This window comes from Streptococcus mitis (genome assembly GCF_002096925.1).
GTDB lineage: Bacteria > Bacillota > Bacilli > Lactobacillales > Streptococcaceae > Streptococcus > Streptococcus mitis_AF.
Map to the genome: position 1 here is coordinate 17,975 of NZ_NCVN01000038.1, position 19,757 is coordinate 37,731.

17 protein-coding genes are annotated in these 19,757 nt (G+C 42.0%); 1 reads left to right on the top strand and 16 read right to left on the bottom strand.

Features of this window, described 5'->3' with window-relative positions; translation table 11 throughout:
* Nucleotides 1-222 precede the first annotated feature (222 nt).
* From B7692_RS06545 to nrdR, 16 genes are all read right to left on the bottom strand, one after another.
* Nucleotides 223-3,408 carry an SIALI-17 repeat-containing surface protein gene (locus B7692_RS06545; RefSeq protein WP_084930257.1) on the bottom strand — a complete coding sequence of 1,062 codons (3,186 nt, stop codon included), beginning with the start codon at nt 3,406-3,408 and terminating at the stop codon, nt 223-225.
* Between the two features lie 328 nt (nt 3,409-3,736).
* Nucleotides 3,737-4,717: an acetylxylan esterase gene (locus B7692_RS06550; RefSeq protein ID WP_084930258.1), complete on the bottom strand. Its 981-nt coding sequence runs from the start codon at nt 4,715-4,717 to the stop codon at nt 3,737-3,739.
* A gap of 465 nt (nt 4,718-5,182) precedes the next feature.
* Nucleotides 5,183-7,198 carry an ATP-dependent DNA helicase RecG gene (gene recG, locus B7692_RS06560; RefSeq protein WP_084930259.1) on the bottom strand — a complete coding sequence of 672 codons (2,016 nt, stop codon included), beginning with the start codon at nt 7,196-7,198 and terminating at the stop codon, nt 5,183-5,185.
* A gap of 18 nt (nt 7,199-7,216) precedes the next feature.
* Nucleotides 7,217-8,320, bottom strand: coding sequence for an alanine racemase (alr, locus tag B7692_RS06565; protein ID WP_084930260.1), 1,104 nt, complete (start codon nt 8,318-8,320; stop codon nt 7,217-7,219).
* Nucleotides 8,310-8,672: a holo-ACP synthase gene (gene acpS / locus B7692_RS06570; protein WP_000635003.1), complete on the bottom strand. Its 363-nt coding sequence runs from the start codon at nt 8,670-8,672 to the stop codon at nt 8,310-8,312. The genes alr and acpS overlap by 11 nt, the downstream gene beginning before the upstream one ends.
* A gap of 45 nt (nt 8,673-8,717) precedes the next feature.
* Complete coding sequence (locus tag B7692_RS06575; protein ID WP_084930261.1) at nt 8,718-9,749, bottom strand: 3-deoxy-7-phosphoheptulonate synthase; 1,032 nt, start codon at nt 9,747-9,749, stop codon at nt 8,718-8,720.
* 1 nt (nt 9,750) lies between these two features.
* Entirely contained in the window at nt 9,751-10,782 is a 1,032-nt protein-coding gene (locus B7692_RS06580) for a 3-deoxy-7-phosphoheptulonate synthase (RefSeq protein WP_084930262.1), read from the bottom strand.
* Between the two features lie 80 nt (nt 10,783-10,862).
* A complete protein-coding gene (secA, locus tag B7692_RS06585) occupies nt 10,863-13,376 on the bottom strand; it encodes a preprotein translocase subunit SecA (RefSeq protein WP_049551075.1) in 2,514 nt (837 codons plus the stop codon).
* A 145-nt stretch (nt 13,377-13,521) separates the two neighbouring features.
* Nucleotides 13,522-13,809: a hypothetical protein gene (locus tag B7692_RS06590; protein ID WP_192855486.1), complete on the bottom strand. Its 288-nt coding sequence runs from the start codon at nt 13,807-13,809 to the stop codon at nt 13,522-13,524.
* A 32-nt stretch (nt 13,810-13,841) separates the two neighbouring features.
* On the bottom strand, nt 13,842-14,189 hold the full coding sequence (locus B7692_RS11270) for a hypothetical protein (RefSeq protein WP_084930263.1): 348 nt from the start codon (nt 14,187-14,189) through the stop codon (nt 13,842-13,844).
* A gap of 65 nt (nt 14,190-14,254) precedes the next feature.
* A complete protein-coding gene (locus B7692_RS06600; protein ID WP_004238753.1) occupies nt 14,255-14,590 on the bottom strand; it encodes a hypothetical protein in 336 nt (111 codons plus the stop codon).
* 83 nt (nt 14,591-14,673) lie between these two features.
* Complete coding sequence (gene der / locus B7692_RS06605) at nt 14,674-15,984, bottom strand: ribosome biogenesis GTPase Der (RefSeq protein ID WP_001207696.1); 1,311 nt, start codon at nt 15,982-15,984, stop codon at nt 14,674-14,676.
* A gap of 13 nt (nt 15,985-15,997) precedes the next feature.
* Complete coding sequence (locus B7692_RS06610) at nt 15,998-16,711, bottom strand: NADPH-dependent oxidoreductase (RefSeq protein ID WP_084930264.1); 714 nt, start codon at nt 16,709-16,711, stop codon at nt 15,998-16,000.
* The gene (gene dnaI, locus B7692_RS06615; RefSeq protein WP_084930265.1) at nt 16,708-17,604 is read right to left on the bottom strand and encodes a primosomal protein DnaI; all 897 of its coding nucleotides are present in this window, start codon (nt 17,602-17,604) and stop codon (nt 16,708-16,710) included. The genes B7692_RS06610 and dnaI overlap by 4 nt, the downstream gene beginning before the upstream one ends.
* Complete coding sequence (locus B7692_RS06620; RefSeq protein WP_084864609.1) at nt 17,605-18,774, bottom strand: DnaD domain protein; 1,170 nt, start codon at nt 18,772-18,774, stop codon at nt 17,605-17,607. It abuts the gene before it with no gap.
* Nucleotides 18,775-19,248, bottom strand: coding sequence for a transcriptional regulator NrdR (gene nrdR / locus B7692_RS06625; protein WP_001203672.1), 474 nt, complete (start codon nt 19,246-19,248; stop codon nt 18,775-18,777).
* A gap of 140 nt (nt 19,249-19,388) precedes the next feature.
* Here nrdR and B7692_RS06630 point away from each other — a divergent pair, with 140 nt between their 5' ends.
* Nucleotides 19,389-19,754 carry a GntR family transcriptional regulator gene (locus B7692_RS06630; protein ID WP_020903240.1) on the top strand — a complete coding sequence of 122 codons (366 nt, stop codon included), beginning with the start codon at nt 19,389-19,391 and terminating at the stop codon, nt 19,752-19,754.
* Nucleotides 19,755-19,757: the final 3 nt, after the last annotated feature.

Below are 19,757 nucleotides of genomic sequence, written 5' to 3' on the forward strand. Positions count from 1 at the left end.
TCATTATATATTATTTTTAAAGCGCTTTCAATACTTTGTGGTAGAATAGATTTCAGTTTCAAAAGTATTTTATAGAACAGCTGTTTCTGAAAGTAGTTTCAGCTCTGTCTTATTTTCAATTCGCTTAGTATCTAAAATGATAAAAAGAGATAGCCATCTTTCAAATAGGCCATCTCTTTTATCATTAACGATGAGCAAAATTTATTTTATTCAAGACCTAATCTAGTCCTCTTTTCGTTTCTTCCCAAATGTCAAAACAGATAAGAGACCTGCCACTAATCCCATAGAAATAAGGGTTGTGTTTTCTTTACTTCCAGTATTTGGTAGCTCGTTTTGTTTAGCCGCTGGTGCTTGATAAGTAGCATCTTGTCCAAGAGATAACTTCTTAGCTGGACGTTCGTTTGCAACTGCTAAGACTGGTTTGGTTTCTCCCTTGTACTCTGGCACTTCATGGATTGCTGCCTCAGCGCCATTGACACCTCCTTTATATTCAGGAACCTCATTTGAAGCTGCCAAGACAAAATTAGCACCTCCGGTATATTCAGGAACCTCATTTGAAGCTGCTAAAACTGCATTTACGCCCCCATTGAATTCTGGAAGTTCATGGACCGCTGCTTCACTTCCATTTACACCATGAGTAATTTTAGAACCAACTACTGAAACAGGCAAATTATGCATACTTTCGATAGCTCCTTCTGCTAAGCCTGTAACTTTTTGACCAATATCCTCAGGATCTACTGTAAACAATAGAGTCTTTGTGTCATACTGTGTCATAAACGTAGCTGTCTTACCATTTGCAAGTTGTAAAGTTGGTGCTTGATTGACCAATACTTCTGAATCAAATTCCATGGCAATAATACCTTGCCCCATATGAACTGCATGTGTAACTTTTGCTTCGGTTGGAGAAACCATATCCTTGCTTAAGAAATCCCAATTAAATTTCTTATAAGACAAGGTATATTCGTTTTGGTTGTTATCTGCATGCTCATAAAGCAATCCATATTCGCCATTCCCGAGATCTTGAATAGAATTGTAGGCAAACTTACCACTTTGAATAGGGTTATGCTTAAGCCAAGTCAGCTCTCCATTTTCTTCGACACGGGCTAAGTGTACCAAACCGTTGAAACGTCCTGGTCCACCTGCATTACTAAGAACAATATACTCTTTTCCATCATGCATCGTATGAATAGCAGCCAATTGAACATAAACATCCTTGACATCCGCATAACGTTTTATATCATTTTCCCAAGTTACTCCACCATCTTTACTAGTAGCAACTTGAAGGTCCCCTGTCAAGCCACGCATGAAGAGCTTGAGATCTCCATTATTTAACTGTACAACAGAGGACTCGGTATTTTGAGCATAATAATTACTCATGGTACTTGAGTCAATCACAGTGCCATCAGTCAGCGTACGATGGTCATTCACACCACCTCCCATATGCCAAGTCTTACCATGGTCATCTGAGTAGATAATCCGAGATGATTGAGAACCGTTTAAGTGGTTGGTCTGATTAGTTGTATAAGTAGGTACAATGATTCGACCTTTATGAGGTCCGGTATGAAGAGTAATTCCTGTTCCAGGCCCAACCCCTAAGAATTTCATCCAATCAGCTTTTACCATTGGGGTAATATCTTGAGGAGCTGACCAAGTCTTACCATCATCATCACTGTAAGACATCCATAGATAAGAATCCTTAGCAACTCTAAATGGAGACGTTTTATTGCTTGTGAAATAAATATTTCCTAATAGTCGATCCCCTTGATACAAATCACCTTTATCGCTATAAGCTGGTTTAACTGGGTTTACAACAACACGATAATCGGTTGCTTTCCCATCTGGACTATAAACTATGCCATTTTCGCGTATTGTATAGGAACCTTCTTCGCCTTCTTTGTAGAGAATTTGGTAAGTTTTGCCATCGATTTGTTTATAGGCTTCTTCTCTTTGAGCAGCCATTCCAAAGATTCCTTTCCCTTCTGGGAACATATCATAGATAGAAAAAATTCGTTTTGTTGCAGGATCTTGAACCAAAACCATATCGATGTTCACTGGTGAACCGATTGATGGATCAGAGGCTTTTGGATTGTCTCGTAAATTTGTAATCGTTACTCGGTCACTCCATGTCTTCCCCTTATCCTCACTTCGTCTAACGACCATACCGATATCACCCCAGTCATATTGGTGTAAGCGGCGTTCGTCAGCACCAGCAATCAAGGTTCCTTTATCAGTTTTAAGAAGAGCAGGAATACGATAACTCTTGATACCATCTTTATTTGGTTTATTATGCATACCACCTTCAAAGACATCTTGTTTTTCAGTAACTTTAGCCCCTTCTGGTAGCTTTTGTTCCAAATCAGATCTCTCAAACAATTGGCTCCGTTTTTGAACTTCCTCTGGAGTTAATACACGATCATAAACACTCAAATTACGAACCTGTAAATTTGCTCCCCAAACTGATCTCCCTGCCCGATTTGTTGCACCAAGTTGAGCATGGGTAATATCTGGCATATCCTTGATAAATTTACCAGATTTCAAGCTGGTACGCGATAAAACACCATTTACATAGAGTCTAACTTTTCCTTCTAGATTTTCTGCATTCGGTCTTTCTACAGTAAAGGTAACTGAATTCCACTGCCCAGGCTTAATTTTCAATGGAGCATCTGTATATTTATCATAAAATTGTGTTCCATTAGCATCACGTCCCTCAATTAAGGCTGTATTATTGAGAACAGCCATGGTGAAGTACTCATCTTTTTTCTTATCACTAGACACTGAGAATAGATTATAAAAATCTGGAGCTTTTGCATCTGGCTTAAATTCCATATGAATGGTCGCATTTTGAAGCTTCTTCAATGTATCTAATTCACTGGCTAAGTCTACACGCTGACCATTTTTCGAATTTGTTTCAACATCTTCTTTTTCCACTACTGGAGTTGCATTTTCGATGTCTCTAGCATAATAATCTCGAGGAAGTACTCCCTCTTCTTCTTTATTTTGCTCCTTGTTACTTGCTTCTGTAGTTGCAGAATCTGTTTCTGGTTTATCAGCAGGAGCTGGTGTATTGTCAGTTGCAGGTGTATTTGTTGGAGTGGTTGTCTCTGCTTCAGCAGTCTCATTTTTCTTCAACTTATCCTGATCAACTTCCACACCATTATCTTTCGCTGTTGCCAATTTTCCAGCTAATTCACTATCTAAATTTGCAAGACTTCCTGAAGAAGCTTCTTTTGGTAATTCTGATAAACCTTGATTATTATTTTCAGCAGCGGTTACAGTTGCGTTTCCTTGTTCATTTGCCAATACAGGGTTTACTCCAAACACCACTGCACCAATGGTTACAGAGGCTACACCCACTGCAAATTTACGAATACCATATCTTTGTTTTCTGTCAAAATTCTTCTGATTCATCTTTCTACCTTTCAATACCACCAAAAATAAAGCGCTTTCTTTTTGTTTTAAAATTTTTACTCCCCATCATAGGAAAACACAAGAAAGTAATTAATAAACGAGAATTCCTATCCTTCTCTCTTTCAACATTTAGCTAGCTGCAATCAAAACAGTAGCTCTTTCACTCCTTTCCTAGACACTTTTTCTTTATTATACAATAAAGTCATAGGTTTATCTCGAGCTTGCCATAGAATAGATTTTACTTTCAGCAATATTTTAATATTTTAATATTTTTAAAAGTACTTTCAACATTTATAACAAAAAGAGAGCTACTGGGCTCTCTCATTCATCACTTTATATACTTAAAAGAAATCTCACTACCACATAGCCAATTGTAGACTTGATCATTGACAAATACATTCATGGCTTCGTGAGCATACTCAGGCATGATGCGATAGGCCTTATCGCAGGTCAGACGGTTGTAAATCGCAAACTGGGTAATAGGATAGCAAACATCATCGTCCAAGCCCGTAATCATCTTAACCTCACCCTTGATACGATGGGCAAGATTTTTCACATCGATATAGGCAAGGGTCGCTATGATTTCCTCCTCAGTTTCGTGGAAGGGGTCGTGAAACTTGAAATAACGGAAAAGTTCGTCGTAAGCCTCGCTAGTATTCCCAATCTCAAGCACCCGTCTAAAGTCTGACAAGAAAGGATAGATGGCAACTGTTTTCTGAATCCGAGGATTGAGTGCTGCTGCAACTAGGGCTAAAGCCCCTCCTTGCGAGGCGCCATAGCTAGAAAGGCGCTTCTCATCCACCTCAGGCAGACTAGTAATAATGTCAACCAACTGGTAAATGTCCAAATAAACATCCTTATAAAAGAGGTGATCCCGACCTTCCACAGCACCACGGATAATGTGACCCTTGACCGTATTTCCTAGAGGAGAACGTAAGCCGTCTTGTGAATAGCCCGACTGACCTCGAACGTCCATGGAAACAATACCGTAACCAGCTACGGTGAAGGCCAACATGTCGGCCCAATCCCAGCCACGTCCCATATAACCATGGAAATGGAAGATTATCGGAACCTTCTCCTCACTCTTTGGAAGAACAACTCGTGCATAGACCTTTCCTTCATTGGTTCCTTCAAATGTTAATTCATAGCACTTTACTTGAGGAATGTGGAAATCTCTCTCCTCCAACTGGTAGGCTGGAAGTGTTGAAACTTTTTTCACTTCCTCATCCCAGAAATCATCAAAGTCTTCTGGAACCTCATCCCGTCCTCTATAAGTCTTGATTTCTTCTAACAAAGCTGGATTTTTCATAACATACTCCTTTTTTTGTAATCGCTATCACCACTCTAGCATATCTAGAAAAGCAATGCAAGAAAGAAGGACAAATAGAAAGAGATTTTAGATTCTTTACTTTTAGGATGATGGGCTGAAAGTAGTTTTAGAAAAAAAGAGCATTTCGCTCTTTCTTCCTTATATTTATATTATTTTGTTGCTTCTTTCTTTTGGAAAGTGGTTTGGTAATTTACTTTAATCGTTACGGTCATGTGAGAGTCCTCGTTTCTTTTTGATGACTCTAGTATAAGGACCAAACCTGAAAGCTAGCTTAAGATTTCCTTATAGAAAGCTTATACTCAATGAAAATCAAAGAGCAAACTAGGAAACTAGCCGTAGGTTGCTCAAAGCACTGCTTTGAGGTTGTAGATAAGACTGACGAAGTCAGTTACATATATAATCCAAGGCGAAGCTGACGTGGTTTGAAGAGACTTTCGAAGAGTATTAATCTAAATGTTCTTTCTTCTCCAGATGAAGGGCAATCATGCGCCACTCTGGATCCTCTTGCCAGCCTTCTATCGAACTAATGTAGCTAGCAACCTTTCTGGCTTCTTCTAAAATCGGAAAATCTTCGATAATATCAGCTACTTGGAACTCTGGAAGTCCTGACTGTCTGGTTCCAAAAATTTCACCTGAACCACGCATTTTCAAATCTTCCTCCGCAAGAACAAATCCATTGGTCGTTTCTGTCATGATGCGCATGCGGTCTTTCCCAGAATCAGTCTTGGGATTGGCAACGAGAACTGCATAAGACTGCTTATCTCCCCGACCGACACGACCTCTGAGCTGGTGAAGCTGGCTGAGCCCGAAGCGGTCAGCATCCATGATAATCATGACGGTCGCATTGGGAACATTGACCCCGACCTCGATAACCGTCGTTGAAACTAGAATATCCGTTTTTCGCTCTTTGAAATCCTGCATAATCTGGTCTTTTTCGTCACTCTTCATCTTACCATGTAGAAGAGCCACTTCTGCCTTACCTGCAAAATAAGCCGTCAACTCTTCTGATAAGGCAATGGCATTTTTCAAATCCAGAGCTTCAGATTCCTCAATCAAGGGAGAGATGACATAGGCTTGAGAACCTTTTTGGATTTCCCCCTCTAACCAAGTCAAGACCTGAGGCAATTGCTCATGTTGGATCCAGCGAGTCACAATAGGCTTTCGCCCTGCTGGCATCTGGTCAATAATGGAAACATCCATATCGCCAAAGGCTGTGATAGCCAAGGTTCGTGGAATGGGAGTTGCCGTCATCATGAGAACATCTGGATTGTCGCCTTTTTCCCTTAGAATACGCCTTTGCCCCACACCAAAACGGTGCTGCTCATCGATGATAATCAAGCCAAGGCGGGCATAATCCACCCCATCTTGTATCAAAGCGTGGGTTCCGATAATCAAATCAGCCTCACCCTTGGCAATAGTCTCCAAGACTTCTCTCTTTTCTGCAACTTTCAAGGAACCTGTCAAGAGAGCCATTTTCAAGTCTGGAAAGAGACTCTGTAAACTCTCAAAGTGTTGCTCTGCAAGGATTTCTGTCGGTACCATGAGGGCGGACTGATAGCCAGCCGTCACCGCTGCAAACATGGCCAAGCCAGCGACAACTGTTTTTCCACTCCCCACATCCCCTTGCAGGAGACGATTCATGTGGTGGTCCGACTTCATATCGGTCAAAATTTCCTGCAAACTCTTTTCCTGAGCTTGGGTCAGGGCAAAAGGAAGACTTTCTTTAACGGCTGTCACTTTTTCCTGAGACCAGTTCAGAATCAGGCCGCTTCCCTGAACTCTATTTTCAGACTTGAGCGTCTGTAACTGCATCTGAAAATAAAAGAGTTCCTCAAACTTGATACGGCGAAGGGCCTGCTTGTATTCTGCCAAATCCTTGGGGAAATGCATGGCACGAACGGCCTGACAACGGGACATGAGTTTGTATTTGTCCAGCAAAGACTGAGGGAGATTTTCCTCAATCAAGAGGTCCAGTCCCTGATCAAAAGCCGTCTTGATGACCTTTACTAGACTGGCCTGACTGATTCCCTGAGCCAAGCGATACACAGGTTGGAGGTCATCTTCCACCTGAGCCAGGACCTTCATCCCTGTCAGACTAGCCTTGGCGCGGTCCCATTTTCCAAAAACAGCAAGGGTTGCTCCCAACTCTATCTTATCTGCTAGATAGGGCTGGTTAAAGAAATTCACCGCAAAAACGACTTCTCCCTGCTTGAGGCTAAAGCGTAGGCGATTACGCTTGAAACCATAGTACTGGACACTAGCAGGAGTCACGACTTGACCAGAAAGAACCGCCTTTTCACCGTCTTCCAGTTCCAGCACTTGCTTTGTCTTGAAGTCTTCATATCGGAAAGGAAAGTAGAGCAAGAGGTCTTGCAAGTTTTCAATTCCTAGTTTGGCGTATTTTTCTGCTGACTTTGGTCCCACACCAGGTAAGACATGCAAGGGTTGATGTAGATTCATGCTCCACTCCTTTCTTTTCTAATAATATTCTCTCGGAATGCGGTCGCTGAGAAGACAAACCACCTCATAGTTAATAGTCCCACGGTAGGCCGCTACCTGAGTAGCTGTGATCTCCTTGCCCCCGTTAGAACCAATCAAGGTTACTTTGGTTCCCAGCGGATAAAGCTTAGGCAGACGAATGGTGATTTGGTCCATAGATACTCGCCCAACGATTGGGCAAGCTTGCCCATCTACCAAGACAGTGAAATTCTGCATGTCTCGTGTCCATCCATCCGCATAGCCGATTGGCACGGTCGCGATGACTTGCTCGCTGTCCGCCTGATAGGTGGCTCCATAGCCCATACAAGCTCCAGCTGAAACTGTCTTGACATGAACCAGGGCAGATTCCAAGGTCAAGGCTGGTTTCAAGTCATAGGGCAAGTCCAAGACCTCTCCGCTAGGATTAAGACCATACATGGCATCTCCCATACGGACCGCATTGAAAATAGTCTCTGCATGCCAAAGAGTCGTTGCAGAATTGCTAGCATGAACCAAGTCTGGAACTTCCTTCATACTGGCCAAAATAATTTTAAACCGTTCTAACTGGGTATTAAAGTAGTCATCTGATTTCTCGTCTGCAGTAGCAAAGTGGGTAAAAATCCCTTCAACACGAGCACCATGTTGTTGGAGCAAATCTTGAGCCTGCTCAGCCTCATGAGCCTCTCGAAAACCAATTCGTCCCATTCCTGAATCAATCTTGAGGTGGACTGTTAATCCAGTTAAGTCCGCTTCCTTATCTAAGAGTGCTTGAATCCACTCCAGTCCAGCTACAGTCAAGGTGATGTCATATTCTTTAGCTAGAGCAACAACTTCGATTTCAGAAACTCCTAAAATAAGGATTCGCTTGCTAAGTCCAGCCTGTCTGAGTTCAATAGCTTCATCTATATTCGAAACGCAAAAGCCATCAACATCATCTTGAATAGTCGTGGCAACGGCAACAGCTCCATGACCATAGGCATTAGCCTTGACTACTGCAAATTTGAGTGTTCCTTCAGGGATATGAGCCCCCATTTGCTGAATATTTTGTCGAATAGCTCTCAGATGAATCAGAGCCTTGGTTGGTCTATGCGGACTAGCTTTCATGATTTTCCTCCAAAATGACACTAGCTGTCACAAACTGATCGGTATGGCTGATAGACAGCCAAATCTTTCCTGAAAATGGTGCCTGACTAAAATAAGGCGCCCCGCGTTCATTATTCAAGACTTCCAAATCCTGAAAACCTAGTTTTCCAATACCAGTTCCCATGGCCTTGGAAAAGGCTTCTTTAGCCGACCAGCGACCAGCTAAATATTCTATTTGCCTGCGCCCTTTGAGACTGTTAAAACGTTCCATTTCCTTAGCGGTCAGCACGCGCTTAGCAAATCCTTCATGTCGTGTAACTGCGCTTTCTATCGAAGCCAATTCTTCGATGTCAATTCCGTGTCCAACTATCATTCTCATCAAAAGGAGTTGAGATTCCCCCAACTCCATCCTTTTCACTTATTTTGTCAAGGTAGCATAGATTTCTTCTACCAAGGCCTCTGTATTTTCCCAACCTAGGCAAGGGTCGGTAATGGAGCATCCAAAGACCTCTGGTTGGTTTTGACGACCATCTGCTAGGTAGGATTCAATCATAAAGCCTCGAACCGTCTTTTTGATTTTCTCGTTCCAATCACGATTTTGCAAGGTCTGGCGAACAATTCGAATTTGCTCCATATATTGCTTGCCTGAGTTATCATGGTTGGTATCAATGAGGATAAAGGGATTTTCAAGTCCCATGGCTTCATAGCGTTCAATGGCATTTAGCAAAGTTTCATAGTAAAAGTTAGGCTCATTTTTCCCATATTCATTAACTGCACCACGAAGGATGACATGGGCTAGGGGATTACCTGAAGTCTCAACTTCTTGGCCATGGAAGAGGAAGGTTTGTTTGTTTTGAGCGGCATAGATACCGTTAAACATAACCCCAAGATTTCCAGAGGTTGGATTTTTCATCCCTACTGGTGCATCAATTCCTGAAGCCACAAAACGGTGCTCTTGGTCTTCCACAGAACGAGCCCCAACAGCATGGTAGCTGACCAAATCATCTACCAAGACAAGATTTGACGGATAAAGCATCTCGTCTGCCGTTATCAAACCAGTCTCTGTGATCACGCGGTAGTGCAACTGACGAACAGCCTGCAAACCGTTAATCAGACTTGGAGCCTTCGAAGTATCTGGCTGGTGAACCAACCCCTTATAGCCGTCTCCGTTGGTGCGAGGTTTAGCAGTATAAACACGCATGACCATGAAAATCTTGTCCGCCACCTTCTTCTGCAAGGCAGATAAACGGTGGGCATATTCCAAGACAGCTTCTTCATTATCAGAAGAGCAAGGACCAATCACCAAAAGGATACGGTCATCTTCTCCTGAAATAATGTCTGCCAATTCTCTATCACGACGCTCCTTTAGTCGCAAGGCTTCCGCAGACAATTGAGTTTCCGCCTTGATTGCTTCAATATCGATTTCTTGACCTTTTTCAATAAATGCCATACTATTCTCCTAGCGTTTGGTAGATTTCTCTGACAAGGGCTTCCGTATTTTCCCAGCCTAGGCAAGGGTCTGTGATAGACTTGCCAAATACTTCTGGTTCATTTTGACGGCCGTCTTCTAGATAAGACTCAATCATAAAGCCACGAACGTACTGCTTGATTTTTTCATTCCAATCACGGTTAATCAAGGTCTGGCGGACAATTCGAATCTGATCCATGTATTGCTTACCAGAGTTGTCATGATTAGTATCGACGATGATAAAGGGATTTTCCAAGCCCATTTTTTCATACTGAGCAATGGTATCCATCAAATTATCATAGTAGTAGTTGGGAATATTCTTACCATACTCATTGATTGCTCCACGAAGAATGGCGTGCGATAGCGGGTTCCCAGTTGTTTCTACTTCTTTTCCAAGAAAAAGGAAACTTTGCTTGTTTTGAGCAGCATAAATCCCATTAAACATGACATTGAGATTTCCAGAGGTTGGATTTTTAAAACCAGTCGCGAAATCTGCCCCACTTGCCACAAAGCGGTGTTGCTGGTCTTCAACCGAACGGGCACCAACCGCCATGTAAGAAATCAAATCATCTACTAGCGGAAGATTTTCAGGATAAAGCATTTCATCAGCTGTCGTCATACCTGTTTCTGTGATGACACGATAGTGGAGATGGCGAACGGCTTTGATTCCGTTGATGAGGCTTGGCGCTTCCGTCGCGTTAGGCTGGTGAATCAAGCCCTTATAGCCATCTCCGTTGGTACGAGGTTTGGCAGTATAAACACGCATAACCATAAAGATACGGTCTGCCACTTCTTCTTGTAGAGTTGCCAAACGCTTAGCGTACTCAAGGACAGCTTCTTCATTGTCAGATGAGCATGGCCCAATTACCAAGAGAATTCGCTGGTCTTCTCCACGTATAATAGCCTCTAGCTCTTGATCGCGTTGTGATTTCCTCTCTAAAGCTTGGCCTTCTAGTTTTGATAAGGCACGAACTTCTTCAATATTAATTTTAGGACTTTTTGCTGTAAATACCATAACTCATCTCCTTATAAAGCAAACGGATACCAAGTAAAAATTTACTTTTCACAAGGTATCCGCCTCTAAACTATCTCATTTTATTGTCTTTTACCGTGACAGTTTTTAAACTTCTTACCAGAACCACATGGGCAAAGTTCATTCCGTCCAATCTGACTCAAATCCAAATCTTCTGGGATATTTGCTTGGTGGGCAGCGATATTGCGAGTCGCTGTTGTACTGATATGGTGTTCTGCTTGTGGTCTTTCTTGTTCATGAATTTGTGCTTTCATCATCAAACGTGTCACATCAAACTCAATCGAACCAATCATGTCATTAAACATACGGAAACCTTCTGCCTGATACTCAACAACAGGGTTGTTCTGAGCATAGCCACGAAGTCCAACCGCGTTACGCAATTGATCAAGAGCGTCGATATGATCTGTCCACTTGTTATCCACCACTCGTAGAATCAAAACTTTTTGGAATTCTTTAACTGCTTCTTCATCTCGTAGTTTTGAAACTTGACTGTCGTAAACCTTCAAGGCACGTTGGAAGAGCTCTTCCTTGATAGCCTTATCAGACAAGCCTGACAAGTCTTCCATCGTAATAGAATCTTCTGGAAGCAAGTTGTACTTAGCAAAGTTCAAAATCGCTTCTAGTTTTTCATCTTGTTTAGCACGCGCATGACCATCAACGACACGACCAATCGTGCGTTTGATCATAGCCTGAATTTCAGGTGCCAAGTCACGATCTGCAGTGATGACATCGTAACGTTGAGCGTAGATAATTTCACGTTGTTCACGCATGACGTCATCGTATTGAAGGACTTGTTTACGGGTATCGTAGTTATTTCCTTCGACACGTTTTTGCGCCGCTTCAACTTGACGTGTCAACATACGAGACTCAATGGCCTCCTCAGACATGTTCAAGCGTTCAAAGATTCCCTTCAAACGTTCAGAACCAAAACGTTTCATCAAATCATCTTCAAGAGAGAGGTAGAATTGTGACTCACCTGGGTCTCCTTGACGACCTGAACGTCCACGAAGCTGGTTATCGATACGACGGCTTTCATGACGTTCTGTACCAATAACACAAAGTCCTCCAAGTTCACGAACTCCTTCACCAAGCTTGATGTCGGTACCACGACCGGCCATGTTAGTCGCAATGGTAACAGCACCACGTTGACCAGCATTCATGATGATTTGAGCTTCTTTATAGTGGTTTTTGGCATTCAAGACTTCGTGAGGAACACCAGCTGCGACCAATTTCTTAGAAATGTAGTCACTGGTTTCAACCGCTACTGTACCAACCAAGACAGGCTGACCTTTTTGGTAACGAGCCTTAACGTCTTCGACAACCGCCTTAAACTTAGCCTCGATACTTGCATAAAGAAGGTCTGAGTGGTCAATACGTTGAACAGGACGGTTTGTTGGGATTGGAATAACACGAATGTTGTAAATTTCACGGAATTCTTCTTCCTCAGTCTTACCTGTACCCGTCATACCAGACAATTTCTTGTACATACGGAAGAGGTTTTGGTAAGTGATTGAGGCAGATGTCTTGGTTTCATCCTGGATTGGCACACCTTCTTTGGCTTCAATAGCTTGGTGCAATCCATCAGAATAACGACGACCTTCCATAGTACGACCTGTAAATTGGTCAACGATCAAGATTTCTTGCTCTTCGCTCACCACATAGTCAATATCGAGAAGCATGATGTAGTTGGCACGAAGGGCGTTATCGATAAAGTGAGTCAAAGCCACATTTTCGATGTCATAGAGATTTTCAAGCTTGAAGTAGCTTTCAGCCTTGTCAATCCCTGAATCAGACAAACCAATAGTCTTAGACTGCACATCGATGATGTAGTCGTCTTTGTCCAACGATTTTACATAGTGGTCTGCCATGTGATACAACTGACTAGTTTCAACTGCGTTAGCACCTGATACGATCAAAGGTGTACGAGCCTCGTCAATCAAGATAGAGTCAACCTCATCGACCAAGGCATAGTTAAGCGGGCGTTGTACCATGTTTTCAGCACGAACGACCATGTTATCACGAAGGTAGTCAAATCCGATTTCTGAGTTGGTTGAGTAGGTAATATCACACTCATAGGCTTCTTTTTTCTCCATTGGAGATTTAGCAGCCAAGTTAATCCCTACTGACAAACCAAGCCATGAGTACAATTCACCCATCTCAGTCGCGTCACGTTCGGACAGGTATTCGTTAACCGTAACTACGTGAACCCCTTTACCTGAAAGAGCATTGAGGTAGACTGGCATAGTCGCAGTCAAGGTTTTCCCTTCCCCTGTACGCATCTCTGGCACGTCACCATGGTGAAGAACGATTCCTCCCATGACCTGAACCTTATATGGGAAGAGACCTAGGACACGTTTGGCACCCTCACGGACAACCGCAAATGCTTCATAAAGCAATGAATCCAGTGATTCTCCATTTTGATAACGTTCTTTAAATTCAACTGTTTTTGCTTTTAGTTGGTCATCTGTCAAAGCAGCCATTTGGTCTTCGTATTTGAAAACCTTGTCAGCCATCTTTTCCAGACGACGGATTTCTCCTTTATCATTTTCGATAATTGTTTTTAAAATATTAGCCATGTTTTTCCTTACTTTAAATTCCGAATATTTTAGAATGTTCTTTTAATTCTAGCACAATTACTGATTATTTTCAAGGAAGAATCCCCATTTTGAAAAGGAAAAAGAGGCTAGTTTCCAAGCTAACCTCTCTGATTTTTATGATACTTTAATTGCCAAAAATCGGCAAAATAGCAAATAGGATAAATAGATTTATCCAAAAAGAAAGACAACAGATAAGTCCAAAAACAAAGAGACTGACTTTCTTGGACAGCAAGGCCATCAAAATCGACAGAATTCCAAAAACTAGTAAAACTTTCTGCATGATTAAGAGATTGATAGATATTCCCAGAACTGGTTTATCCCAAGGAAGAAAGAAGAAAGCAATCCAGATCAACAGAACTAAACCAATATAGACCTTAGAATAGCGTGTAATAAATGATTTTAGACGTGTCATAAGCTACCTCCTATCAATAAAAACCATATAAATCAATACCTTCCACCTTTTGATTCCCCTAGTTCTCGTCTCAAGCGAAACATGTTTTTGAAAAAGATATATTCTAACCAGTCACTGCCTAGAGATAAGACTATCAAAAGCAACCAAACACCCCAAGTACTAGCATCTGATACATAATTTAGAACAAAAGGGAAAAATAAGAATGAAAAAATTGTCATATCCAAGCTAAACAGAGCTAAAAGGGAAATATAAATCCAGTAGAAATAGTAGATAATGGGGAAAAACTTACTGTTTCTATCAGCATTATCTATCCAATAAAAAAAGTAAAAGCAGGGAAATAAGAGTATCAAATGAAACCAATTAAACGACAGTTTCATCATCGACACCTCCTCTTTAAAATTGTTTTCTTTAGTTTCATTCTATTAAATGTTCTTACCAATATAAATCAATGCTTTCCACCTTTAGACTTCCCCAGTTCCCGTCTCAAGCGAAGCATTTTTTTGAAAAAGATATAGGTTAACCAAGAACTGGAAAAAGCAATAAGTAGTAATAATAGCCAAATGCCCCAAGACTTGATGTCTGCCACATTTCTCAATAGGATATTGAAAAATAGGACTGAAAAAACTGTCCAAGCAAGGCTAAAAAGAGCATAGAGGGTGATGTAAATCCAGTAAAAATAGTAAAAAATTGGGAAAAATTTACTATCTCTGTTGGCCTTTTCAATCCAGCTGAAAAAGTAAAAACAGGGTAATAAGATTAACAATTTAAACAAATGTTCCATCATCAACACCTCTTTTTGGTAGCGCTTTCTTTAACTTCATTTTATCAAAAAAATCTGGAAATGTCATTCCAGATTCTGCTTTTTTATTTACGTTTTCTTGCGATGAGATGAATCGGTGTTCCTTCAAAGACAAAGGCCTTGCGGATTTGATTTTCCAAGAAACGCAGGTAAGAAAAGTGCATGAGTTCTTCTTCGTTGACAAAGATAACAAAGGTCGGTGGTTTGGTTGCCACTTGAGTCGCATAGAAAATCTTAAGTCGTTTTCCTTTGTCTGTCGGTGTTGGGTTGATGGCAATGGCATCCATGATAACATCGTTCAAGACAGCTGATGGAATACGTGTATTTTGACTTTCACTGATTTGCTTAATCATCTCAGGAAGTTTGTGGAGACGTTGCTTGGTCAAAGCGGATACAAAGATAATCGGTGCGTAAGGCAGGTATTGGAACTGCTCACGGATATCTTCTTCCCAGTTTTTCATAGTATGGTTGTCTTTTTCAAGCGTATCCCACTTATTGACCACGATAATCATCCCTTTACCGGCTTCATGGGCAAATCCTGCGATACGCTTGTCGTATTCACGAATACCCTCTTCCGCGTTTATGACCATCAAGACCACATCTGAGCGGTCAATAGCACGCATGGCACGCATGACTGAGTATTTCTCAGTATTTTCATAAACCTTACCAGATTTACGCATACCAGCCGTATCAATCATGGTAAACTCTTGACCATCTGTATCTGTAAAGTGGGTATCAATAGCGTCACGCGTTGTTCCAGCAACAGGACTAGCAATGACACGGTCTTCTCCCAAGATAGCATTGATCAAGCTTGATTTTCCAACATTAGGACGACCAATCAAGCTAAACTTAATCACATCTGGATTTTCTTCTTCATATTCATTTGGAAGATTTTCTACGATGGCGTCTAGCACATCCCCTGTACCAATACCATGGACAGATGAGATAGGCAGTGGTTCACCCAAACCGAGAGCATAGAAATCATAGATATCATTTCGCATCTCAGGGTTATCCACCTTGTTAACCGCGAGGATAACTGGTTTGTGGGTCTTATAAAGCTTACGGGCTACGTATTCGTCTGCATCAGTAATTCCTTCCTTACCAGACACGACAAAGACGATAACATCTGCTTCTTCCATGGCAATTTCTGCCTGGTGCTTGATTTGTTCCATAAAAGGAGCATCGACATCATCGATTCCTCCTGTATCAATCATGCTAAAAGAACGATTGAGCCACTCACCCGTTGCATAGATACGGTCACGTGTCACTCCTTCGACATCTTCTACAATGGAGATTCGCTCACCAGCGATCCGATTAAATAGGGTTGATTTCCCAACATTGGGACGTCCTACAATGGCAATAGTTGGTAGGGCCATAATTTCTCACTTTCTACAATAACTTCTTCTGTTCAAGATTTTTTCTAGTTGGGCTTGGTTCAGCTTGACCAAACTGTTCTGCTAGACGCTGACTCCAGCTTGTGGTTGCACGCGCTCCAGCATAGTCAGCCTGTACACGGTCATAAGCTTCGATTGCCTCAGTTGACTGTTCTTGGTATTCTTCCTCAAAGACAACATTCTCTAGTGGCAGTCTTGGTTTCACATCATGATTTTGATTTGGCACACCTAGCGCCATCCCAAAGACAGGATAGGTGTAGTCAGGCAGGTTAAAGAGCTCTGCCACTTCTTCTGATTTGTAACGCACCAAGCCAATAATGACACCACCATAGCCCAAGCTCTCAGCTGCCAGCAGGGCATTTTGACCAGCAAGAGCCGCATCGACTGAACTAATCAAGAGACCTTCTACACCTTGAGGTTGGAAGGTATCCGTATGAAGTCGTGCTCCCTTTTCTGCACGGTTCAAATCTCCGACAAAGAGAAGGAAAACAGCTGACTGGCGAATGGCTTCTTGAGGCACCAATTCATACAAGGCATCTTTCTTTTCTTGACTTCGTACCACAATCACAGAGTAGGATTGGAAATTCTTCCAAGACGAGGCCATCTGGGCTGCTATCAGGATTTCAGTCAAGTCCTCCTGAGGGAGGGCTTGCTCTTTAAATCTTCGAACAGACTTATGAGCTTTCATCAGTTTAATCGTTTCTGTCATCGACGGTTCACTCCTTCTAAACGAGTCTCCTCAGCCAAATAACGGATGCGTTCCATGACGCGTCTGGCTTCCCAGGTTTCGTCATTTCCATGTTTCCCTTTAGCGAAATGCTGCTCCAATTCTTCAAAGTTGAAGTTGGATGTGAAAAAGGTCGGTAAATTTTCCTGCATCCGATATTGGAGAATGACTTGTAGGATTTCGTCACGCACCCAAGGTGTTGATTGCTCGGCACCAATATCATCTAAAATCAGGACTTCAGAAAGCTTAAGCTCATCCACCAAGGTCTTAACATTGCCATCACCGATAGCATTTTTGACATCTATGACAAAGCTAGGATAGTGGAGAAGAGTGGATGAAACACCACGTTTTTCTGATAAATCATGGGCTAGGGCAGCCACCATGAAACTTTTACCCACACCAAAGTCTCCATATAGGTAAAGACCTTTTCGAATAGCTGGATATTGCTCCACGAAGGCTAATAGCTTTTCAAAAACTGGCAAGCGACCCAAATCATCCAAGTCTACTTGAGCTAAACTAGTTTTCCTGAGACTGGCTGGCAGATTGATTAACTTGAGACGGTTCTTAATAGCCGCTTCTTTTTCCGCCGCGATTAGTTCAGGAGTTTCTTCGTAAGAAACATCCGCATAGCCATGATTCATAACCAAAATCGGCTTGTAGCCTTTGGCAATATAATCCGTATCCCCACGGAGAAACTTGTCACGCTCGGTGATGTACTGATTAAACTTGGAGATACTGCGATTCAATTCCTCTGGAGTAAGGGATTCTTGCTGGATAAAGGCCGCAACATCAGGGTCCTTCATGATTTTCTGAACCAAATCTTGATAATGAAAACGGCTAGGTTGACGTTTGAGTACGTCTCCGACACTTTCCATCTAATCTCCTCCTTTTTCTAATCGAGCTAATAGTTCTTGTTTCTTACGTTCTAGTTCCAGACGAGTTTCCTCGCTGGTTTCATTCTTATAATCTGGATTGCTCCACTTGGGTACATTGGACTTGGCAGGACCGGGTTTACTAGTCTTTTGAGCCTGACTCTTCTGTCCTCTCTCACGGATGCGCAAGACCGCCTCTTCTGCCGAATGAATCTTTTGATAGGCATAGTCATTGGCTACCTTCATGGCATATTTCTCGTTGATGTTTGCCGAATCCACCTTATTAAAGGTCAATAAGAGAATGATATTGATGACTTCATCCAGCAAGCCCAAGCTAGCCATCTGTTGCAAGAGTTCTCTTTCTGTTTGGGTAATGGTTCCCTTGCGTGTTTGCTTGATTTCTGCCAAGAACTGCAAGGCCGTTTTACTTTTGGCTTCTTTGATAATGGTCGTTTCCTTAGGACTAAAGTCAGAGGAAATCGGTTTTTGAGCAATTTTTTCCCGCATGCGTTTGGTTGAAATAACCTGGGAAACAGCTGTTGACTTAGCCAGTTGATAGGTTTCAAACCAAGTCCATTTCTTCTCCTCGGCAATGGCAAAGAGGTTTAAGACATCGGACTGCTCATCCGCAAAACGAAGCCCATCTCGAGCCATAAGCTGACGAAAATGGTCTAAGTCAAAATCGTTGGCCACTTTCTTCTTGAGACTAAGGTCTTCTTGACTTCCCAATTCAGCCAAGTCTGGAAAGACTTGATTGAGTGAGACAGGTATTTCTTCTCCCTCAGCACTCTCAACATTCAAATCCTCCACAGCTGCATCGCCAATCTTTTTCTCCAAAAGTCTGCGATAAACAGGATGCTCCAAGAAATCTTGACTTGAAAGAGGAGCATGGATAACTATCTGATAGGTATCACCCTTTTGATAGAGGGTCAAGAGATTGAAAGCAGATAGGATTTTCAAGGATTTTAAAAGTCTGTCCATCCCAAAATTGAGATGATTGAGAATGCTTGAAAAAAGGTATTCCTTTCTGCCATTATCCCAAAAACTGATGGTATAAAGATAAAGGCTCAGTGCCTCCTGACCGATAATCGGGAGGTAGCACTGTACCAGAGATGAGGTATCTTGCGACACCCGATTATTCTTTAGATAAGAAAAACGGTCAATTGGCTTCATTTATCTTTCCTTTTTCTTTTTAGAGGACTGGGTGATTTGTTGGAGCAGGCTCTCTAACTCACTGACATCCTTAAAACTACGATAGACACTGGCAAAACGCACATAGGTAATCTCATCCAACTCAGCCAACTCCTCCATGACGAGTGAACCAATGTCCTCACTTTGAATTTCATTTTCATTTCGACCACGGAGTTTCTGTTCGATACGATTGACTACCATGTTTATTTCATCACTTGACACAGGACGTTTCTGGGCTGAGCGGATAATCCCATTAAAGATTTTATCTCTGGAGAATTGTTCCCGTGTGCCATCTTTTTTAACAACCACTAAGGTTCTTTCTTCTACCCGTTCATAGGTTGTAAAGCGGTGCTGGCATTCGTCGCACTCACGTCTTCTACGAATGGTGTTCCCTTCTTCTGCTTGGCGACTATCGATAACACTTGACTTGGTAGCCCCACATTTTGGACAACGCATCCTTTCCCTCCTTATCGTTTTCTTTTCATTATACCATTTTTTAAGCGATTCCCAAAACAATTCTTCTTTTTTGCTTGACAAGTTTTTTGTTTTGTTGTATTATTTAATTAAGACAAAAGGATAAAAGAAAGGAGACCAAGATGTCCTGGACATTTGACAACAAAAAACCCATTTATTTACAGATTATGGAGAAAATCAAGCTTCAGATTGTTTCCCATACACTGGAACCCAATCAACAACTTCCAACCGTGAGAGAGCTAGCTAGCGAGGCTAGTGTCAATCCAAACACCATCCAAAGAGCCTTGTCAGACCTCGAACGAGAAGGATTTGTCTACAGTAAGCGAACAACTGGACGATTTGTGACTGAGGATAAGGAGCTAATCGCCCAATCACGCAAACAATTATCGGAAGAAGAATTGGAACACTTCGTTTCCTCCATGACCCATTTTGGTTATGAAAAAGAAGAACTACCAGGCGTAGTCGGCGATTATATTAAAGGAGTTTAAGCC

What these genes read in the sequence shown, in the direction of transcription:
- B7692_RS11270 (WP_084930263.1), bottom strand. Translation starts at nt 14,189, where the DNA reads ATGATGAAACTGTCGTTTAATTGGTTTCATTTGATACTCTTATTTCCC.
- secA (WP_049551075.1), bottom strand. Translation starts at nt 13,376, where the DNA reads ATGGCTAATATTTTAAAAACAATTATCGAAAATGATAAAGGAGAAATC.
- B7692_RS06620 (WP_084864609.1), bottom strand. Translation starts at nt 18,774, where the DNA reads ATGAAGCCAATTGACCGTTTTTCTTATCTAAAGAATAATCGGGTGTCG.
- dnaI (WP_084930265.1), bottom strand. Translation starts at nt 17,604, where the DNA reads ATGGAAAGTGTCGGAGACGTACTCAAACGTCAACCTAGCCGTTTTCAT.
- B7692_RS06575 (WP_084930261.1), bottom strand. Translation starts at nt 9,749, where the DNA reads ATGGCATTTATTGAAAAAGGTCAAGAAATCGATATTGAAGCAATCAAG.
- B7692_RS06580 (WP_084930262.1), bottom strand. Translation starts at nt 10,782, where the DNA reads ATGGTATTTACAGCAAAAAGTCCTAAAATTAATATTGAAGAAGTTCGT.
- acpS (WP_000635003.1), bottom strand. Translation starts at nt 8,672, where the DNA reads ATGATAGTTGGACACGGAATTGACATCGAAGAATTGGCTTCGATAGAA.
- recG (WP_084930259.1), bottom strand. Translation starts at nt 7,198, where the DNA reads ATGAATCTACATCAACCCTTGCATGTCTTACCTGGTGTGGGACCAAAG.
- der (WP_001207696.1), bottom strand. Translation starts at nt 15,984, where the DNA reads ATGGCCCTACCAACTATTGCCATTGTAGGACGTCCCAATGTTGGGAAA.
- alr (WP_084930260.1), bottom strand. Translation starts at nt 8,320, where the DNA reads ATGAAAGCTAGTCCGCATAGACCAACCAAGGCTCTGATTCATCTGAGA.
- B7692_RS06550 (WP_084930258.1), bottom strand. Translation starts at nt 4,717, where the DNA reads ATGAAAAATCCAGCTTTGTTAGAAGAAATCAAGACTTATAGAGGACGG.
- nrdR (WP_001203672.1), bottom strand. Translation starts at nt 19,248, where the DNA reads ATGCGTTGTCCAAAATGTGGGGCTACCAAGTCAAGTGTTATCGATAGT.
- B7692_RS06630 (WP_020903240.1), top strand. Translation starts at nt 19,389, where the DNA reads ATGTCCTGGACATTTGACAACAAAAAACCCATTTATTTACAGATTATG.
- B7692_RS06545 (WP_084930257.1), bottom strand. Translation starts at nt 3,408, where the DNA reads ATGAATCAGAAGAATTTTGACAGAAAACAAAGATATGGTATTCGTAAA.
- B7692_RS06590 (WP_192855486.1), bottom strand. Translation starts at nt 13,809, where the DNA reads ATGACACGTCTAAAATCATTTATTACACGCTATTCTAAGGTCTATATT.
- B7692_RS06610 (WP_084930264.1), bottom strand. Translation starts at nt 16,711, where the DNA reads ATGACAGAAACGATTAAACTGATGAAAGCTCATAAGTCTGTTCGAAGA.
- B7692_RS06600 (WP_004238753.1), bottom strand. Translation starts at nt 14,590, where the DNA reads ATGGAACATTTGTTTAAATTGTTAATCTTATTACCCTGTTTTTACTTT.